Genomic DNA, 20650 nt, shown 5'->3' on the forward strand with positions numbered 1-20650 from the left:
TTCATTTTATTAGTTCAATTGTTTCCGTAACCTTTATACTATCTTTTACAGATTGAACAATCGTACAATTTTTCACTGCAAGTTGCAGCGCCTTGTCCAACTGCTCTTCTGTAATGTTTTGTGCTTTGATTTTATAGTGCAAATGAACACTTTCAACTGGTTTTGATACAGCTTCACTTCTACCAATTTCAGTCTCAATTGTAAACGTATCGTATGTAATACGTTTCTTTTCTAAAATTGTTCGGAAGACAATTGCACTACATCCTGCGATAGAAGAAATGAGTAATTGTAACGGTGAATACCCGTTTTCTTTTCCAATCGCTAATTGACCATACGATAAATCTGCTTCTATATCATCGTGTTTGATTGTTAGTTTCATTTGTTTTTTCCATCTCCACTTTCATCGGTTTCTTCCGTTTCTTACTCATATAATAATATATATAGCAGAAAATGATAAATGGAATACCACAGTATAACGCCATTCTTTGTTCAGGAATAAACGCTAAACTAATAACAACGATGCTATTTGTAATTAAAGCTAAAATTGGAACAATCGGGTATAGTGGTGTTCTATACTTTAAGTCCTCTAACTTTCCTCCGCCTTTTATATACTGACTTCTAAAGCGAAGTTGCGATAAAGCAATAATGATCCAACTTGAAACAGCCGATAAACCAGCTATCGATAATAAGTACATGTATACTGTATCTTCTGCAAGGAAACTTGTGAATAGAGATAATCCAGCTACCGCAATCGTTACGACTAACGCTGTAATTGGAATACCACGCTTATTTACTTTCTGGAAAGATGTTGGTGCCATTCCTTCATTTGCAAGTGACCATAATATACGAGTTGCCGCATATAAGCCTGAATTCGCTACAGATAGTAACGCTGTAATAATAACGAAGTTCATAATATCAGCTGCGTATGGAATACCGATTTTATCAAATACAACTACAAATGGACTTTCAATTACCCCTGCTTCTTTCCAAGAAATTAATCCTACTAAAATCGTCATTGTTAAAATGAAGAATAACATAATGCGCCATACTGTATTACGGATCGCACGTGGAATTGTTTTTTCTGGATTTTCACTTTCTCCCGCTGCAATCCCGATTAACTCTGTTCCTTGGAACGAGAAGTTAACTGTAATCATTGTAAGTAATACGGCAGCTAGTCCATTCGGGAATAACCCGCCATCGCTTACAAAGTTAGAGAAAAGAGGTGCTGCTTCTTTTCCATCGTATGGTAAAAACCCTAATAATGCACTACCACCAAGAACAACAAACGCAAGAATTGTAACTACTTTAATACTAGAGAACCAAAACTCTAATTCAGCATAACTCTTCGCTGAGATAGCGTTTGAAGCATATAAAATAACGCCGAATACGAGACACCATACCCAAACATCAACATTTGGAAACCATCTTTTCATCATTAAACCGATTGACGTTAACTCTAAACCTACTGTCACTGCCCAGCCAAGCCAATATAGCCAGCCGATCATAAAGCCCGTTCCTGGTCCAATAAACTTCGTCGCATACTTTTGGAAAGATCCTGAAACTGGCATTGCTACCGTTAACTCTCCAAGACAAAGCATTGTTAAATACATAATAAATCCGCCCACTAAATATGAAAGGATGGCTCCCCCTGGTCCAGCCTGATTAATGGTGTAACCTGAACCTAAGAAAAAACCAGTCCCGATTACACCACCTAGTGCGATCATAAATAAATGTCTACTCTTCATCGTACGATGTAATTTCTCATTCGTTGGTTGCTGCATCTAAATCCTCCCCCTACCGATACCCCTATATCTTGTTAAAATTTTCTGATAATAAAAATATACACGAAAGCGATTACAATTTCTATATAAAATTAAAACTTTTCTGATAAAATAATATAAAAAATCTAATTATTGCAAGATTTAGATTCTATTTAGAGGAAAATAAGGAGAAACAAGGAAAAACCCTTACATATATTGTAAGGGTCAACGAAGTTCTAATCTTCTCGATAAAATTGATAAACTATAATTTACGATAAAGTACATACAAGCTACTACTATAAACGTTGGAATCGTATAATTTACATTCTGTCCGCTAATAATTTGGGCATTATGCATAAGCTCTGGCAGTGATATAACAACTGCTAATGATGTATCTTTCAGCAATGAAATAAACTGACTGACAAGCGGCGGGACCATTCTTCTTAATGCTTGTGGTAAAATAATATGCCACAACGCTTGAACATACGTTAATCCTGAAGATCTTGCGGCCTCAATCTGTCCTTTTTCAATAGATAATAAACCACTTCGAACAATTTCAGATATCATCGCTGCTTCAAATATTGTTAAAGCAACAATTACGGCCGTTATAATTTCTAATTTCAAGCCTGCTTCTGGAAGTGCAAAATACGTGAAAAATATAATTAAAAGTAGTGGTAAGTTTCGAATCACTTCAACGATAATCCCTAATATTTGTGAGACGACAGGTATTTTCATGTAGCGCAATATCCCTATTACACTACCAATAATAAAACTAAGTACAATCGCGACGAGCGCTACCTCTAACGTTATAAGCAATCCTTTTAATAAAAATAGAATATGATCACCTGTTATGGCTCCCTTAAAATCCATTTACACCGCCTCCTTTGCCAAGCGTTTTTCTAAATAACGCACTAGCATACTGAGCGGAATTGTTACTATTAAATAAAACATCCCGACAAATATATACACGTCGAACGTAACAAATGTCTTCGTTGAAATTAAATCTCCTTGATACATCAAATCGGTACCAGCGATAATTCCGAGTATGGAAGAGTTTTTTACTAAATTGAGAAATTGATTTCCTAGAGGAGGAATTACGATTTTCATCGCTTGAGGTAAGACAACATAATACATCGCCTGTACATACGTTAACCCTGAAGACCGTGCTGCTTCCATTTGTCCTTTCGCGACTGATAAAATCCCTGCCCGAATGACTTCCGCAATAAAAGCTGCAGTATACACAGTAAGCGTAACTGTTCCTGCTACAAAACCATTTAAAGTGATTCCTATTACAGGTAAAGCGAAATAGAATATAAATGCAATTAATACGAGTGGAATATTTCTTACAAACTCCACAAAAGCTGATCCTATCCAATTTAAAATACGAATAGGTGCAATACGCATTACAGCCAAAATTAAGCCTAAAATAAAGCTTCCTATTAATGCAATTACACTAGACATAACTGTATATTTAAAGCCTTCTAAATACATATCAATGTTATTCGTTAATATAGAAAAATCAGGCACATATTCTCCCCTCTTTCTTTACAAGAAGAGGATGAGCATCCCTCATCCTCTCACTCTTACTATTCACTAGGAATAAAAACCCACTAATTAAAGTTTCACTTTACTTCTCCTGTTTTTGACCAATCCATTTTTCATACAATTTATCGTATTCCCCATTCGCTTTCATATCTTTTAGTAAGCTATTAATCTCTTTCGTCAAATCATCCGCACCTTTTTGCACCGCAATTCCGTACGGTTCATCCGTGAAAATTTTCCCTACAACTTCATAATTTGAATCTTGCTTTGCCATTCCGTAAAGAATTGCGTTATCTGTCGTTAAAACATCACCTTTACCCGCTTTTAACGCTGTAAATGCCTCACTATAATTTTCAAATTCTAATACAGTCGCTTCTGGTGACTTTTGACGAATGTTATTTGTAGATGTTGAGCCTTTTACAGCTAATACTTTCACACCTTGTTTTATATCATCAATACTCTTAATATTGCTTCCTTTTTTCACAAGTAACGATTGCCCTGCTTTAAAATATACATCTGAGAAATCAACCTCTTTTTTACGTTCTTCCGTAATTGTCATCGTCGCGATAATTGCATCAATGTCACCATTTTTTAGTAGTGGTATACGCGTTTTAGACGTTACTTCTTTTAATTCTAGTTTCTTTTCATCTCCGAGAATTTTTTTCGCAAGTGCCTTCGCGATATCAACATCGAATCCTTCTACCTGCCCTGTTGAAGGGTTTTTCAATCCGAATAAATTCGTATCATTCTTCACGCCAACTACTAATTTCCCGCGCTTTTTAATTTGCTCTATGGCCCCGCCTTGCTTCGTATTCGTTTCTTTCGCTTCATCTTTTTTACTGCCACATCCAGCAACGATAAGTACGAATAAACATGAAAATACGATTAAGGTAAATAACTTTTTCATTTTAAGCATGAAATTCCTCCTCTAATGATTTAACACTCGGCTTAAAAATAAACGTGCTCTTTCTTGTTCAGGATTCGCAAAAAATTGCGCCGGTGTTGTATCCTCAATAATCTTGCCATCATCCATAAATAAAATCCGATCTGCTACTTCTCGCGCAAATCCCATCTCATGTGTGACAACAACCATCGTCATCCCTTCTTTAGCTAGCGTTTTCATAACATCCAGTACTTCCCCGATCATCTCCGGGTCAAGAGCAGACGTAGGCTCATCGAATAGCATAATTTCCGGCTGCATCGCGAGTCCTCTAGCAATCGCTACCCTTTGCTGTTGTCCGCCGGATAATTGATGCGGATATACACTAGCCTTCTCTGGAATCCCTACTTTCTCTAAATAAAACATTGCGGTTTTCTCCGCTTCTTCTTTTGAAACTTTATTTACTTTAATAGGCGCTAGTGTAATATTTTGAAGAACCGTTTTATGTGGATATAAATAAAAATGCTGAAAAACCATCCCGATATTTCGGCGTAATTCATTCATATCCGTTTTGGCATTGTGTACATCCGTATTTTGTACAATTAACTCTCCATCTGTAATTGTCTCTAATTGATTTATACACCGAAGCAACGTGCTTTTTCCTGATCCGGAAGGCCCAACAACTACTACCACTTCACCTTTTTTCACTTGCACATTAATATCTTTTAAAACTTGAAAGTTGCCATAATATTTATTTACATTACGAAATTCTATCAACATACTCCCCCCTCCCTCTAACAAAGCATGTACATTCTTTTTATATTCAAAAATAGGCAAAAAAATAACTACCTGCCTCATTTTGCCCATAAAAAAAAGCAAGGGGATTTCCCCTTTGCTTTTTCATTTCTATTCCATTAAGATACTTCTTCTTTCTTATCTTTTCCGTATTCATGCTCCCAGAAATCAGCATTTTTAATTCCTAATGGCCCTGGATCGAATACTGGATCTTTTCCTTCTTTTTTCTGCTTTTCATAATCCTTTAATGCAACTAATGCAGGTTTTTGTAATAATAAAATCGCAATGATATTTACCCATGCCATAATTCCTACACCGATATCACCTAAAGCCCAAGCTGTTGCTGCTGTTTTTATACAGCCGTAGAATACAGCTCCTAAAAATACAAATTTTAGTACCATAGACAGCCAAGGACGGTCTTTATCACGATTTAAGTACGCGATATTCGTTTCTGCAATGTAGTAATACGCCATAATTGTTGTAAATGCAAAGAATAGTAACGAGATTGCAACGAAACCGTTTCCAAATCCAGGGAAAACAGATTCTACCGCTGCCTGTGTATATCCCGGTCCTGGCTGAGCACCATTTAATTTATTTACGATAAAGCTTTTTCCGCTTGCATCAAATACGTTATACATGCCTGTAATAATCATCATAAATGCTGTTGCTGAACAAACAAATAATGTATCAATGTAAACGGAAAATGCTTGTACTAAACCTTGTTTAGCTGGATGTGATACTTCCGCAGCAGCTGCTGCATGTGGTCCAGTTCCTTGCCCTGCTTCATTGGAATAAATACCACGTTTTACTCCCCAAGAAATTGCTAAACCGATAATACCACCGAAAGCCGCTTCTAATGCAAAAGCACTCCTTATAATTAGCATAAATGCTTCTGGCAACTTTTCAATATTCATAGCAACAATAACGCAAGCTACTAAAATATAACCAACTGCCATAAACGGTACGACAACTTGTGCAACGTTAACGATTCGCTTTACGCCACCGAAGATGATAATAGCTAATACAACAACTAATAAAGCCCCTGATACGGTAGTGTTAATTCCAAAAGCTGTTTCTAAACTTACGGCAATACTATTTGCTTGCACACCTGGCAATAAAAGCCCCGTTGCAATAATTGTCGCTGCAACGAATACTAATGCATACCATTTCACACCTAAACCTTTTTCAATGTAATAAGCAGGTCCACCACGAAACTGTCCTTGATGTTTCGTTTTATATATTTGCGCGAGTGTTGATTCCACATAAGCTGATCCTGCTCCTAAAAAGGCTACTGCCCACATCCAAAATACAGCTCCTGGTCCACCGAATGCAACCGCTGTTGCTACCCCAGCTATATTCCCTGTCCCAACGCGTCCTGATAATGAAAGTGCTAACGCTTGGAATGAAGAAACACCAGCCTCTGATTTTTCTCCTTGAAATGTCAGCTTCACCATTTCTCCTACATGCCTTACTTGTAAAAACCTCGTTCGAATGGAAAAATATAACCCTACTCCTAAACATAAATAAACAAGTGCTGGACTCCAAACAATATTATTTATCCAATTTACGATAGCTTCCAATATTCCCCCTCCTTCTTTATAAAGAATATTCTGAATATATATAAAATTATAAGTGTATACCGAATCTATAACAATATTATTTTAATAAAACAAACATATTTTTGTATAAAAAAACAAAGTATATATTTATTTTATATACTTTGTTTTGAACAAAATGTATTATATATTCACAATTGCTTCTTTGCTTATAATTCTTTCATATAATTCTTCTGATAATTTCCGGAAGTTATCTGGCATATCTTTCCCCTTAAACTTCTTTTGAAGTGTACCGTATAAACCAACATCACGTAGACGTAAGAACAATGGTAACGATTCATACCAACTATCCGCTAGTCTGTGCTCATACTCATAGCCTTTTCGTAACACTTGTAGCTGTTTACGAGCAAAATTTGTCTTCTCTTCCGCTGTCCACGGTGTAAATAGAACAGAGTAATAGAGAACCATCGCTAAATCATGTATAAAGTAATTATAAGCCGCATCATCAAAATCAAAGATTGTTAGCTCTTTACCATCATAATGAAAATTACCTGGATGGATATCACCGTGCATAAGGCCGAACGTTTCTCTTTCAATGGGAAGAGCCTTTATTTCATCCATTAATACTGCTGCAATCTTTTTCACTTGATCATCTTCTAATTCATTAACAATTCCACTTTCATCTTCTTCCCACGTATCACGATAGTCTGTTGTAGGATAGTTCATTGTTAGGCGATGCAGTTGGCCAATCGCCTTTCCCCATGCTTCAAAGTAAGCATCTCCCCAATAAGGCGATCCTTCCCCTTTTACTTGCTCACCTTTTGCATATGTAAATAAAGAAGCGAAAAAGAAAGTTTCATCCTCTGCTCTAATTTCTTCTACAAGATTTTGAGACGCTGAATAAAGAGGCCCTGCTACCTTTGCCCCATTCTCCGCAACATATCGTAAAAAATCTAATTCAGCTTCGACTTCTTTTTTTGAACGATGAGAAGAATGGGTTAAACGCAATACGTAATCTTCACCACGATCACCCTTCGCCTTAAAAATATAATTTTCAAAATCTCCAAGCGGCTTCTCTTCCACTGTTACATAAAATGCCTTTGCTGCTCTTGCTAAAATCTCTTTTGTAAAAACTCGTTCTACAGCTATTTCCATATATATCCCTCCTATATATCTTCTTAATTCGACATAAATGTTAAAAGTACTGCTATGAAATTGAATAGTGCGTGGGCAATCATAGCTGATAAAATAGAATTTGTTTTCTCATATAACCATGCAAATACTACCCCACTCAAAAAGTTCACCGGTAATGTGTTATATGTGGGAATATGGACAACGGTAAATATGACAGAACTTATAAACATACCGCCCCACATGCCATACCTATCACGAAAAAATGTATAAAAAACACCTCGATATAAAATCTCTTCATAGATCGGTGATATAATGGCCGCTCCAATTACCGCGATACAGAATGAATATATTGATTTATCATTTTGGACCGCCTCCGTCTTACTGTTTTCAAAGGAAATACCCATTTTCTCCATTATCACTAATACAGCAACACTAGCTACAAGTAAGAAAATAACCGCTCCAACTGTCCATAAAAGATTTTTCCATGAAAGCTTCCGAATTCCAATATCTTTCCACGAGAGTTTATACCTTTTTATACAAAAAAGATAAACTACAGTAGTAAAGATCACTGCCATTATAAATCCCATTAATACCCCAGCATATAATGAGTTACCTATTATTTTTAAAGCATAGTCATAAAAAAGAGATTCAACAGTTACTGGAACAATAATAAATACAAACATAAATAAATATAAGATTTCTTTCCATCCCCACATATACCTCAAAGTCATCTATACCATCCCCTATATCCTATTTTCTATAGTATAAAAGATGACGTAACGTAACTTTCAAGCTTATTTTTCTAAACAGCCCAAGCATAATTTTCTCACAAAAAGAAAAAGGTTGATTCACTAAATCAACCTTTACACTATTAAAAGTTCTATTCATTAATTCTTCATCAATTGATTCTCGTATATAACATTTATTTTTATTTCTCTTCACCTTTTGTCTGCATTGAATTGAAAGTCCAATTTAATTTTAATGAATCTCCTTGAAATACATTTTGCTCTTCATCGTTATCTACAAATGTGAACATTACATAAAAAGTATCATCATCACCAGGAGCAAGTCCATTTCCTTCTCGATCTACAACACCTTTTTGTACAAGATTAGGAATACTTCCGTTTTGCGTAGCTACCTTTAATTCAGATAATGTAGTAGACCAAATTGGAACTTGATTTTTATCCAAATTCCACAAGAAATCAACTCGGATATGATCACCAAAATCAGCATTTCCATTATCTCCTTTTGCATCGATTACACTGTAATCTGTCAGGAGTTTCACATCTCCTATTGCTAAGGTTCCTTTGTTAATTAATTGAAAACCGCGCTCCATTTCATCACCTGGTTTCAGATTGTCGACATTAATAACAACTTCAGGATTCACACTCAAATCTAAAGTACCCGCTGCAAACGTGTTTTGTGATACTTCCTTATCACTAAAATACGCATATGTTCCCCCACCAATTAAAGATAAGCCCAGCGCTGCAGTTATGACACCCATACCAAGTTTTTTCTTCATACCCATTTCACAAGTCCCCCTATTTTTAAAGTTCAAACTACAAACCTTATTTCCATCCCACAAACAATAATCATTAAGCAACTACCTTGTCCCATAACGAAAGAAAACTAACTTTAAACTAGTTACTTCTTGTGCCCAAACGCCTATTACTTTTAAAATGACCGGTAATATTACCATGAATCATTACCGGTCATTCGTTAGCCAATCTCATTTCATTTACTATTCATTGCCTGATTACTTTATTTACTCTAGAAGTTTGTCCACTTATTTTTTGGGTTCTAAACCGATAGATCGTAAGATTTTATCTAACGTCACTGGCCCTACATTTTCTTTTGGTTTCTGATTTTCTTTGGCATCTGGACCCTTTTTCAAGAAGTTTTTCTCAATAAAACGAATATCCGTTTCATCTACAACACCATCTTGATTTATATCTCCATCTTTTACAGATACTTTTCCTTTTCCATATGACAGAGCTGCTATTCTAGCATCTTGAATATCCACCATTTTATCGCCGTTTACATCACCTGCAAGGTTATCATCCATGTCAGCTCTAAAGTTTTGTCCCACTAATTCTCCATCCTGCATTTTCCCTATTTTTGTTGTTAATTTACTATTTAAATGACCTGGCATTTCTACGAAGATATCATATTCTTTATCGCTTACTGGAACACTATGAATCTCAAATTGCCCATTTTCATTAATCGTTCCTGTATATTTCTTTCCATCCTTGCCAACTGCGTACACTTTTGCTCCTAGTTTTGTATAGTCTTTCTTACCTAAATACCCCTCTTCATTTAAGAAAGCTTCCGGACCAATATAACCTGTAACCGTTGAATGTTTCGAAACAATAGCAAAAGATTTATCTTTAAACACAGGAATCTCAGTGCCTTCTGATGCACCAGCTTTTGTATAAGAGAACTTATCTGCTGCAAATGCAGTTAAATCATTAAAGTATTCATCGCTCGTCATCTCGAATGTAACATCTAAAAATGGTGTGTCTCCATCTAATCCTTTAAATTCTTTTCCTTCCAATGACGCGCCAACTTTCACCTTGTTTTCCCAAGCTCCTTCTTCACTTACCTTCGGATCTTCTAATTTAAGGTTCAGTCCATGTTGTTTTACATATTCCGTAAGTGCTGGATTTGGTTTCACATCTGTAAATTTAAAGAACTGCTTGTAATAAGGAATTTCAAATGTACCTGACATAAGCTGTTTTACATTATTGAGATTCAAAGTTAAAGTAATTTTCTCTCCTAATTTGATTTTATCTTTGTCATAACTTGGAACAGCGTATTCTGTCCCTTCTTTTACAAAGACATAATCTTTATATCCAGTTGCCATATTCCCTGCAGTGGCAAGGTCATATCCAAATAATTTTAAATTTAACGGCTCATTTATTTCCTCTGGAAGTACTCCAAATTTAAAATCACCATTTGCTTGAATTGTATTTAACCAACCTGATGGGAAGGCTGAGTTTTGATAATATACGATTTGATTCGCTTTTTGATCATACTGCAAGCCTTTTGCCTTTAATGCATCTACTGTAGAATCATAAATATTACCATGCACCCATAATGCACGTTGGCCGTCTTCTTCTTTAAACATGGAATCATTGACTTCGTGAATACCAGGTTGTACATCCTTAAATCTCATTTCAGGTATTACATTATCAATGATTATGCTATCGCCTTTTGTATACGATTTTCCTTCTTTATCATATCCAACGAAGTCCAATTCGTAATCTCCATCAGGCAACATAACAGGTTTATCCCCAATTGGGTGAGCTGGATCCCCTGTGAATGGAAATACATACCCTCCCATACCAGAAAACATCATATATTCAACATTCGGTGTTAGACTACTTGCATTAAGTGTACCAACGACTCCTAATGCCTTCCCTGTCTTTCGGTCCTTCACAACTGCATCAATAGTTTCAAGAGGGCTATTTAATTTAAATGCCAACGGCGAACTTGGTCTTTCCATAAATGGATGGAATTTAGATGTATCTGTTGCCATTGCATCTCTCAGTAAATCTACAGACGCAATCCCTTTTTCTGTGAATTTAACTGCAAATGGTACTTGATATACTTCTTTTTCATTGTTTTTATTTGAAATATGAATATATCCCTCATATCTACCAAATTCAGCGTTTTCTGGAATGATAATTTCAGGGCTAATTTCCTCTGATGTACCAGGAGCTACTTTAATAGAATCTGGTACGTTTAGCTTCACACCATTCTTTGCTGCATCTTGTACCCCTACACTTGTAGGTGAATATTCTACCTCTAATTTAAATTCTTTCCCATCTGTTTTACTGCTGTTCTTAATTGAGACTTTTCGACTATCTTTAATAGGCCCATTTTCAATTTGATTTTTATACCCAAACGCAATAGAGCCTGTTTTTTCTTCAATTTCTACTTCTTCATCATCTACAACATTTGATGTTTTATCGATAACCTCGATAGATGTATCTGCATGAACTGCACGATATGCATCAATTCGTCCTGAGCCCACCTCAAATACAGAACGCTCTTCTTTTAGGTCAACTGCGGTATTCATAAGTGCTTCTTTTACTTCAAATGGACTATAGTTTGGATGTTCTTGTAAAATAAGTGCCGCTACTCCTGCAGTATGAGGAGTTGCCATAGATGTACCTGACATACGTCCATACGCTACCGGATAATTTTCTCCATCTTTTGGATCATTAATATATTCAGGAACAGTTGAGAAAATAGACACACCTGGTGCTACAATATCCGGCTTAATATCATCTGTCTTAGTTGCAGGACCACGGGAGCTGAAATCAGCTAAGTGATCTCCCTCTGTTTTTATATTACTAAGTTCTCCAAATGCTAACGACACATCTCCATGTACAGCTTTTGCTTGCAATTTCTCACCATCTACTTTTGTTAAGCGGAACGATGGAATAGATGAAGTACTTTCCCCAAGATAACTTGTAATTTCTCCATCTACATTGTTGTATACAATTACCGCCTTTGCGCCTGCTTCCTTAGCATTTTTAATTTTTTCATCAAATGTAAGCTCACCGCGTTGAATAAGAGCTAACTTTCCTTTTACATCTTTCCCTGTAAAATCATCTGTTTTCCCAAGCCCTGCATATACAACCGATAAGGATTGCCCTTTCAAATCTTCAATCTTATCAGTAAAGCTTTTTCCAAGTAGCATCATTTTATCTACATGTACATCACCTGCATCGGCGGAAAACGTTGGGATAGTCATTGCAGCGTCACTTGCTCCAACTGTAATTGGAAGTGCTGCTGCACTAGGTGATCCAATGGTACCTTCTCCCGGACCACTATTACCTGCTGCTACTACTGTAACAACACCAGCTAACATCGCATTGTTCACTGCGACAGAGGTAGGATATAAAGGATCATTAATAGATGCTCCTAGTGATAAATTGATAACATCCATATCGTCTTTCACTGCTTTATCAATTGCAGCAAGAATACCGCTTGTTTGTCCACTTCCATATGGACCTAATACGCGATATGAATATAAATCTACATCTGGAGCAACGCCCTTCACTGCATAATCCACACTATTCTGTTTGTCTGCAGCAATTGTCCCAGCTACATGCGTACCATGGGATGTATAATATGCACTTCCATCATAAATCTCAGGATATCCCCCAGAATTTTGCCAATCCTTATACGTTGTCTCCATTGGATCAGCATCATTATTAACAAAGTCCCATCCTTTTATTGAGTTTGGATCTATTTTGCTTGGATCCTCACCTTGTTTTGCACGATATCCTTTATATGCATCTTTCAAATCCGGGTGGTTGTAATCAATACCGGTGTCCAGTACACCTACCTTAATTCCTTTACCTGTTATTTTTTCATCGTGCAGCTTGTCCACACCAATTTGTGGTACACTATCTGCCATTTTTGGTTCGACAGCAGTCTTAGCTGTGTCTTTCGGTAAATCAATTTTAACCTCATGATCTTCCCATACGCGCTTAACGATACCAGTACGAACTAAGTCTTCAATCATATTCGCTGGTAAAGAAATCGCTACACCATTAAAAGCATTCTTATATTCTCTTGTTATTTTTGCAGATTTTAAATTTGTCCCTTTCTCTTTATTCTTTTGAAGCTGTTCAAGCTCTGCTTTAAATCCTTTATGTGATGCCTCTACCTTTTGTTCCGCATTTGAAAGAGCTACCTTTTTCCCTTTAGCCGCTTGTTTTAATACCTCAATTTTGCTAGGTGCTTGCTTAAATTCTATAATCACATTCACATTATTAGGACTTGCTGTATTGATACCTGGCGAAATAACAAAACCTGGTTTAGTATCTAACGTTTTTAAGGCATTACGTTGTTCCTTTGTAAGGCCTTTTAAGATAGCATTTGCATCATCAATTCCAGTTAAAGTAGACGTATTTACCTCTTCCGCTAATACGTTATATGGAATTCCTTGAGACAATAACATTCCAACTGTTAACGTTCCAATAAGAATCTTTCCAAATTTCCCTCGTTTCATATTGCATCTCCCCATTATTAATATTATTTTTTGAAACAAATTGATTCTTACATTCCTACTTAGCATTGGAAACTCTATCAATCTTAATCTTTTGTATCATGAAAGCTTTCCAACACTACTACCATCCCCATGCCTCATATAGCTACTCACTCACTTTACTCTTTCTATAGGAGCCCCCCATCATTTATTTTCAACAAAAGATTTTCATGAAATGAATTATTAATAGGATTAAAATGTAATTCTATTTTTATTGTTACACATTTTGATTATTCCGAAAATTAACCAAAAGGAGTATCTTTTCTCTAAGGATTCTATGCCTACATAGTACAAAAGAACTATCTTGTCCTTTATTCTTTGTGATACAGAATAAAGCAACACGATAGTTCTTTGATAGATTTCTTATTTAATCTAGCGGAACCAATTGATTTCGAACTGCATAAATCACTGCTTGCGATCGACTTTTCACATTTAGTTTTTTAAAAATTTTATTGATGTGAATTTTAACTGTTTTATCACTAATATATAGAACTTCAGCAATTTCTTTATTACTAAGCCCTTTTACTAATTCAAAAAGAATTTCCTTTTCACGTTCCGTCAGTTCATTTTCATTTGATTCTACTTTCATTTTTTGCTGATGATATGTAATCAATTTTTTAGTCATACGTGGATGAATAACTGAATCGCCTCGATATAACATTCGAATTGCTGCTACTACCTGCTCCGATGATGAATCCTTCAATAAATAACCATCAGCACCGGCCTGAAGTGCATCCATTAAATACTCATCATGCTCATACATTGTAAACACAAGTACTCGGCAATTCGGATATTTTTTTTTCACTAACTCTGTAGCTTCAATTCCATTTTTCCCTGGAAGATTAATATCCATCAAAATACAATCTGGTCCGCATTCTTCGAATTTCCCCAATACTTCATCCCCAGAGCTAGCTTCTCCAACCACTTTCATATCAGATTCATCCTCTAGTATGCTCCGAATTGCGTCCCGTAAAAAAGCATGATCATCTACTACTAATATTTTAATCATTTTACGCACCCCTTGTTTGTGAATCTGGAATTAACAGTGTAATTTCTGTCCCTTTTCCTACAGAACTATCAATCTGTAAAGTAGCCCCTAGTTGGTCAGCTTGTTCATTCATATGTAATATACCATAATGTGGCTCATTCTTCGTTTTAACCATAGACTCAAATAGTGAAAAGCCAACTCCATTATCCTTAACCCTTAAAAGCACGTGTTCACTTTGATAGCTGAGTAAAACATCAGTCTTTTCTGCTTGTGCATGTTTTACGATGTTTTGCAAACTCTCTTGTAATGTATCAAAAATAACTCTTTCTTTTGAAAAACTAAGCGCACGTGCATGACCTCTTTCATGATATGTAATATCTAGTTCATATTCTTGTTTTAAAGATTTTATTTTACTTGCTATCGCCTGCTTAAGCCCTAATTGTTGTGTCGGATATGGTTTTAAAGCATAAATAGAATAGCGAACTTCTCCTAGGCTCCCTCTTAAATCTTTTATACTTTTCTCTACTACTTGCTGCATATCTATTGGTTTATCACGGTATTTTTTCTGCGCGGATTCTAGCTGGAATATCACCCCAGCTAATGTTTGTGCAATACCATCGTGAATTTCTCGTGCGATTCTATTTCTTTCTTCTAAGATCATTCTTTTTTCCTGCTCAGAAATCAATATCCTTGTTTTAACAACGTTAGCTAATTGGTTAGAAAATGTAGCTAACGACTGTACATCTTCCGGAAAGAAACCCGCATTTCTACTTTTCCCTGCAACAAACATTCCGACTAATTCACCATTTACTATAAGAGGAAAATATACAAGTGAGCGTATAACACTATCAAATATTTCATCTCCAGGAGCTGTACCAATTTTCCAATCATTAAATACAAGATTTTTAGAAAGTTCCTCAAAAGCCCTGAACTTTTCTGAATCATCAGATATATCAGAGCGCACTTTCCCATCTTTTAATAGAATATTCCAGTTCCCATCATCTTTTGTCCATATTACATATGCTTGTATGCCAAAAAAACCTTTAAGTGCTTGTTTAATATGTTTCAAGTTTCCTCCGGTTAATCCTCGACTAATTTCGGTCGTAATAAGAAATAACTCATATAATCGTTCTTTCTCCATCCTTATCCGTACAGAAAAAGAACTAATAACGGAAGTTGCTACAAGTGGAAAAAAGAAAAACAGTACTGTAATCTCGTTTACCTCCACACTATATGTACCAATTAATACGTGCATCAGTGCCGCATAAGAGAAACCAAAAGTTTCGCAAAGAAATACCGTTACAGTTTTTTTATACCACTGATAGATTGAATATGGCTGCGGAAGGAGTATCATTAACAAATCGTAAAAACGATTGTTGAAAAAACCAAAAAACACGCAAAATAATAACAAAGATATTAAATTTCCATACAGAACTGATATATCTATCTCGTTAATTAATAAGGACATACATTTGTTTGAAAACCATTCGGCCAAGATCAAACTAAGTGCATGCTGAGTACTATTAAATAACATTCTTTGTATCGGTGAACGACGATGCAGGTGAATAATTAGCGTTATGAGTACAATAGCAACAATAGTTATATGAATTCCAAACTGCCAACTCATAGCATAAATGATCGGAAAGGTAAGCGAGCTAGTCCCTCTCCAAAATCTTACAGGAAAATACTCTGCAATCCCCATAAATAGTAACAACAATATTAGTATTGTTGGATGAGAAGGGATTTTAATTTCAAGTAAAGATATAGTTATAGTAACCAAACCAAGTAAAGAAATAAAATAAAGATAAGTACTAGCAATCTTTTCTCTCATAAAGATAGAATTTACCTCCTTCAAAACAACCCCTTCTTTCTTTATAAAACTTCATTTTCTCTATTATCCAATAAAAAACCGGCACTGGCAAAATGGAAGAACCTCCACTAGCCAATCACCGGCTGTGTACTGTACCTAAAAAGGCAAGACACAATACTAGTATTATAAATCGCTTTTCTTAAATTTCCTATTCATCGAATGATGTAATTATGCATACCGCTAGGTTTACCCCCTTATAGTACAAAAGATATATATTAATATCGCAAATATATACGTTCTTTCCATCCCCCCTACTTTTCTAAATAATCCAAGCATAATTTCCTCAAAAAAAACAAAAATTAACAGAAATAATTTCAATGTAAAGGAGATGGAAAGTATGGCCGAACAGAAGAGCTCACAACAAGATAATAACAAAAAGCATATGTTCCCATCACTTCCGGAGAACATTAATTACATTGAAAATAAACTTTCTCATTCTGATGATATAAAAAAATTAGATCTCCCTTTTCAAAATGGAAAAGGAACAATCTTATATATCGAATCTTTAGCCGACCCAAATTTAATTCATCAATTAGCTCTTGAGCCTTTATTAACTCGGTCAGATTTGTCTTTAGATAAAGCTTTTGCCACATTAAATATGAAAAAAGAAACAAATTTAAATTATGGTGTGCAGCTTTTATTACAAGGTAAATCTTTATATTTTCATGAACACGTCGACAGTTTTTGTATTTTCGAAACAGCTCTATCTTTAAAGAGAGATATAACAGAACCTGATAATGAAGGGATTGTCCGTGGACCGCATACTGGTTTAGTAGAAGATTTAGCAACCAATTTAGCTTCTATTCGTAAACTCATAAAAAGTCCACATGTCGTCGTTAAATATTTCACACTCGGTGAAGAAATGCATACGAAAGTGGCCATTGCTTATATGCAAAACATAGCTAATGACGATCTAGTTACAGAAGTAAAAAGAAGGTTAGAAACGATTAAGACAGATGCACTTATGCCTCCAGGATATATACAAGAATTTATAGAGGATACGTCTTTCTCACCCTTTCCGCAACAATTAAATACAGAGCGTCCAGATAGAGTCGCAGCAAATTTAATGGAAGGACGAGTTGCTATTTTATCTGATGGAGATCCAACTGCACTTATCGTTCCTGTTACGTTATTTGCTTTCTATCAATCACCAGATGATTATAATAACCGCTGGATTGTCGGTTCTTTCATCCGAATGATTCGCTTAGTCAGTTTCTTGATTGCCTTTCTCTTGCCCGCTATATATATCGCAACAGTTGCTTTTCATCCTGATGTGTTGCCGCTCGAACTTGTTTATACGATTAAAGCTTCATTAGAAAAAGTGCCACTTCCTCCTATTTTTGAAGCTCTCTTAATGGAATTAATCTTTGAATTATTACGGGAAGCTGGTATTCGCTTGCCAAGCCGAGTTGGACAAACAATCGGTATTGTAGGTGGTTTAGTAATTGGTGATGCAATTGTAAAAGCCGGTCTCGTTTCTTATACAATGATTATCGTTGTAGCTTTAACTGCAATCTCATCTTTTCTTGTTCCATCAAATGATATGAGTTCCGCAGTTCGGATTCTTCGTTTTCCGTTAATGCTCCTTGCTGCCATATTCGGTTATGTAGGAATATCATTCGGTCTCATTATAACTTTCGTTCATTTATGCCAGTTACATTCATTTCATACCCCATATCTTTCTCCTGTTGCTCCGATGCGGATAAAAGATATGAAAGACTCTTTTGTACGACTACCAATTTGGTCGTTTTGGGAACGACCACATGATTCAAAACCGAAAAAAATGCAACGACAACATGTAACGAGAGAGGATGAGAACGGTGACAAACACGCAAAGTAAAATTTCACTTGTTCAATTTACCTTTTTCGTTATTCAATGCCAAATCGGAGTTGGTATACTTTCTCTACCAAACCGTCTTCACCCAATAGCGAAAGGTGGCGGATGGATTTCTGCTCTCATCGCTGGTCTTGCAATTCAACTTATTATTTTACTTATGTGGCTTTTCTTAAAACGATTTCCTGATGCAGATATGTATGAAAGTATTTGTATACTATTTGGGAATAAGTTTGGAAAACTATTAGGTTTTGCTTATGTTTTTTATTTTACCCTTATCGGTATGACGGTTATGTTAAATGCTTGTAATGTCATTAAAGTTTGGATATTACAAGCAACTCCTTGGTATGCCACCCTCATGCTATTTACAATAGCTTGTTGTTACATAGCTTATAATACGTTCAAAGTCATCGTACGGTTTTACGTCATGGCTTCTATTCTCATTTTACCAATGACTCTTTTAATTGCCCTAGGGCTTACACGAGCTGATTTTTCTTACATTTTTCCAATTACAGAAGCCGGATGGTGGAATATTATTCAAGCATCAAAAGAAACCATTACAGCTATGTATGGTTTTGAGATTATTCTTATCGCTTTCCCAAAAGTAAACGGGAGTTCTGTGGCAAAACTGAAAGCAATTTCTATCGCTAATGGATTTGTAACTCTTTTTTATACTTTTACTGTTTGGATTTGCTTTATCGTATTTAGCCCAAAACAAGTTGAGCTTATTCCAGAGCCAGTTGCTTACTTATTACGCTCCTTACATATCGGGATTATAGACCGAACTGATTTACTATTCATACCAATATGGATGATAACAGTTGTCGCTTCTATTGCTAGTTATTATTATGCTGCTTCAATCGGAATTGGACATATATTCAACCTCGCTAATTATAAAAAAGCTGTTCCAATCGTTGGTATTATTGCCTTTAGCGTAGCCCTATTTATAGATACACCTGAAGAATTAAAAGTAATTGCAACTTTCACTGATAAGTTCACCTATATTTTCATCGTTGTCCTCCCTCTTTTATTTCTACTTTATTCAGTAATAAGAAAGAAGAAAGGAGAACAGTATGTTCAAAAAAAGAGTTAAATTACTTTTTATATTATGTACTAGTTCCCTCCTTTCTGGCTGTTGGGATCAAGAACCATTAAGAGAAGCAAGATTAGCTTATAGTATTGGATATGATATTACAGAAGAGAATAAACTTCAGCAAACACTTGAAATCGTAAAAAGTTCCAGTAGCGAGCAGTCTTCGTTTGCGAATGAAGTACATTCTGCAATCGGACTTAACATAAGGGATTCAAGCGATGCCCTAAAAAAAAATGTAACTGGAAACATTCGATATTTTAAATATGGCGTTCAATTATTAGGAACAAAAATTCAAAAAAAAGGTATACTTCCCTATTTAGATGTCAGCTTTCGGGACCCAACAAATCCAACTGCTTTAGTAAAACTTATTTCAGTAGATGGTGACACATCCGAGATACTCAAAAAAAAGAAAATAGGGAATTTACTGATTGGAGATTTCCTAAAGAAGAAAGTGAGAAGCTTAGAAGATATGAGTGTGTTTCCAAAAGAAACTTTAGAAACAGCTGCTACAAAAATGTTAGATCCGGGTAAAGATTTCACCCTTCCTTCTATAAAAATAAAAGGAACAGAGGTTATTACAAATGGATTAGCTTTATTTAATAAAGACAAATTAACTGGACATCTCCCCCTGAAACAAGCTGTTTTATTCGTGTTATTAACCGGAAAAATGGGAACAAGTGCCCGTATAACCCAAAAACTTACTAGCGATGAATCAGAGAAGACATCTGATTATTTAACAATGGAAGTTAGTAATCGAAAGTTAAAACGAGACTTACAAATAACGACAGATAAAAAAGGAAATGTATATGCTCACATTAAGCTTCAACTAAAAGTTATAGCCCTTGAGGCTCCAAGAGATAATATTTACAAAATGGAAGAAAGGAAAAAATTAAACGAAAAATTATCTAAACAACTTACAAAAGAAGCAAAACAAATAACGAACAGGTTACAAAAAGCAAATTGTGATGCTTTCGGTATCGGCAGACACCTTATCGCATATCATCCTGAGTTATGGAAGAAAAAAAATTGGAATAAAGATTATGCAAAAGTAAAATTCAAACCTGAAGTAGAAGTAAACATTTTGTATAGTGGTGTCTTAAAATAAAAGGTTGTATGCCACGCGGGCATACAACC

General features: G+C 35.5%; 16 protein-coding genes. 3 read left to right on the forward strand and 13 right to left on the reverse strand.

The features are described 5' to 3' along the window. Position 1: 1 nt before the first annotated feature. From QCI44_RS25015 to QCI44_RS25075, 13 genes are all read right to left on the reverse strand, one after another. Positions 2-379 carry an OsmC family protein gene (locus tag QCI44_RS25015; RefSeq protein WP_000778833.1) on the reverse strand — a complete coding sequence of 126 codons (378 nt, stop codon included), beginning with the start codon at positions 377-379 and terminating at the stop codon, positions 2-4. Beyond that, the gene (locus tag QCI44_RS25020) at positions 354-1781 is read right to left on the reverse strand and encodes an amino acid permease (RefSeq protein ID WP_001187117.1); all 1428 of its coding nucleotides are present in this window, start codon (positions 1779-1781) and stop codon (positions 354-356) included. The genes QCI44_RS25015 and QCI44_RS25020 overlap by 26 nt, the downstream gene beginning before the upstream one ends. 204 nt (positions 1782-1985) lie before the next feature. Continuing rightward, positions 1986-2630: an amino acid ABC transporter permease gene (locus tag QCI44_RS25025; protein ID WP_000345969.1), complete on the reverse strand. Its 645-nt coding sequence runs from the start codon at positions 2628-2630 to the stop codon at positions 1986-1988. Beyond that, on the reverse strand, positions 2631-3287 hold the full coding sequence (locus QCI44_RS25030) for an amino acid ABC transporter permease (RefSeq protein WP_016133608.1): 657 nt from the start codon (positions 3285-3287) through the stop codon (positions 2631-2633). Positions 3288-3387: 100 nt separating this feature from the next. Beyond that, on the reverse strand, positions 3388-4218 hold the full coding sequence (gene glnH, locus QCI44_RS25035; protein ID WP_098646234.1) for a glutamine ABC transporter substrate-binding protein GlnH: 831 nt from the start codon (positions 4216-4218) through the stop codon (positions 3388-3390). Positions 4219-4230: 12 nt separating this feature from the next. Further along, positions 4231-4959 (reverse strand): amino acid ABC transporter ATP-binding protein, encoded by a 729-nt coding sequence (locus QCI44_RS25040; protein ID WP_148667147.1) that lies wholly within the window; start codon positions 4957-4959, stop codon positions 4231-4233. 137 nt (positions 4960-5096) lie between these two features. Continuing rightward, positions 5097-6557 carry an alanine/glycine:cation symporter family protein gene (locus tag QCI44_RS25045; protein ID WP_088083224.1) on the reverse strand — a complete coding sequence of 487 codons (1461 nt, stop codon included), beginning with the start codon at positions 6555-6557 and terminating at the stop codon, positions 5097-5099. Between the two features lie 159 nt (positions 6558-6716). After that, on the reverse strand, positions 6717-7688 hold the full coding sequence (locus QCI44_RS25050; protein ID WP_098485842.1) for a phosphotransferase enzyme family protein: 972 nt from the start codon (positions 7686-7688) through the stop codon (positions 6717-6719). Between the two features lie 23 nt (positions 7689-7711). Next, positions 7712-8398 carry a CPBP family intramembrane glutamic endopeptidase gene (locus tag QCI44_RS25055; protein ID WP_098986094.1) on the reverse strand — a complete coding sequence of 229 codons (687 nt, stop codon included), beginning with the start codon at positions 8396-8398 and terminating at the stop codon, positions 7712-7714. A gap of 197 nt (positions 8399-8595) precedes the next feature. Beyond that, positions 8596-9195, reverse strand: a complete 600-nt coding sequence (locus QCI44_RS25060; protein WP_098986095.1) for a TasA family protein — start codon at positions 9193-9195, stop codon at positions 8596-8598. A 258-nt stretch (positions 9196-9453) separates the two neighbouring features. Beyond that, on the reverse strand, positions 9454-13695 hold the full coding sequence (locus QCI44_RS25065) for a S8 family serine peptidase (RefSeq protein ID WP_098986096.1): 4242 nt from the start codon (positions 13693-13695) through the stop codon (positions 9454-9456). A 403-nt stretch (positions 13696-14098) separates the two neighbouring features. Continuing rightward, entirely contained in the window at positions 14099-14740 is a 642-nt protein-coding gene (locus QCI44_RS25070) for a response regulator (RefSeq protein ID WP_016089324.1), read from the reverse strand. Position 14741: 1 nt separating this feature from the next. Continuing rightward, positions 14742-16574, reverse strand: a complete 1833-nt coding sequence (locus QCI44_RS25075; protein ID WP_098485845.1) for a GAF domain-containing sensor histidine kinase — start codon at positions 16572-16574, stop codon at positions 14742-14744. Positions 16575-16926: 352 nt separating this feature from the next. Here QCI44_RS25075 and gerKA point away from each other — a divergent pair, with 352 nt between their 5' ends. Genes gerKA through QCI44_RS25090 form a run of 3 tightly spaced genes read left to right on the forward strand, consistent with a single transcriptional unit; the run spans position 16927 to position 20621 of the window. Continuing rightward, on the forward strand, positions 16927-18429 hold the full coding sequence (gerKA, locus tag QCI44_RS25080; protein WP_098485846.1) for a spore germination protein GerKA: 1503 nt from the start codon (positions 16927-16929) through the stop codon (positions 18427-18429). Further along, entirely contained in the window at positions 18410-19516 is a 1107-nt protein-coding gene (locus QCI44_RS25085) for a GerAB/ArcD/ProY family transporter (RefSeq protein WP_016089327.1), read from the forward strand. The genes gerKA and QCI44_RS25085 overlap by 20 nt, the downstream gene beginning before the upstream one ends. After that, complete coding sequence (locus QCI44_RS25090; RefSeq protein WP_098986097.1) at positions 19497-20621, forward strand: Ger(x)C family spore germination protein; 1125 nt, start codon at positions 19497-19499, stop codon at positions 20619-20621. The genes QCI44_RS25085 and QCI44_RS25090 overlap by 20 nt, the downstream gene beginning before the upstream one ends. Positions 20622-20650: the final 29 nt, after the last annotated feature.

It is taken from the genome of Bacillus cereus group sp. RP37 (assembly GCF_040459695.1).
Taxonomy (GTDB): domain Bacteria; phylum Bacillota; class Bacilli; order Bacillales; family Bacillaceae_G; genus Bacillus_A.

What these genes read in the sequence shown, in the direction of transcription:
- QCI44_RS25015 (WP_000778833.1), bottom strand. Translation starts at nt 379, where the DNA reads ATGAAACTAACAATCAAACACGATGATATAGAAGCAGATTTATCGTAT.
- QCI44_RS25020 (WP_001187117.1), bottom strand. Translation starts at nt 1,781, where the DNA reads ATGCAGCAACCAACGAATGAGAAATTACATCGTACGATGAAGAGTAGA.
- QCI44_RS25025 (WP_000345969.1), bottom strand. Translation starts at nt 2,630, where the DNA reads ATGGATTTTAAGGGAGCCATAACAGGTGATCATATTCTATTTTTATTA.
- glnH (WP_098646234.1), bottom strand. Translation starts at nt 4,218, where the DNA reads ATGCTTAAAATGAAAAAGTTATTTACCTTAATCGTATTTTCATGTTTA.
- QCI44_RS25050 (WP_098485842.1), bottom strand. Translation starts at nt 7,688, where the DNA reads ATGGAAATAGCTGTAGAACGAGTTTTTACAAAAGAGATTTTAGCAAGA.
- QCI44_RS25055 (WP_098986094.1), bottom strand. Translation starts at nt 8,398, where the DNA reads ATGACTTTGAGGTATATGTGGGGATGGAAAGAAATCTTATATTTATTT.
- QCI44_RS25060 (WP_098986095.1), bottom strand. Translation starts at nt 9,195, where the DNA reads ATGGGTATGAAGAAAAAACTTGGTATGGGTGTCATAACTGCAGCGCTG.
- QCI44_RS25065 (WP_098986096.1), bottom strand. Translation starts at nt 13,695, where the DNA reads ATGAAACGAGGGAAATTTGGAAAGATTCTTATTGGAACGTTAACAGTT.
- QCI44_RS25070 (WP_016089324.1), bottom strand. Translation starts at nt 14,740, where the DNA reads ATGATTAAAATATTAGTAGTAGATGATCATGCTTTTTTACGGGACGCA.
- gerKA (WP_098485846.1), top strand. Translation starts at nt 16,927, where the DNA reads ATGGCCGAACAGAAGAGCTCACAACAAGATAATAACAAAAAGCATATG.
- QCI44_RS25090 (WP_098986097.1), top strand. Translation starts at nt 19,497, where the DNA reads ATGTTCAAAAAAAGAGTTAAATTACTTTTTATATTATGTACTAGTTCC.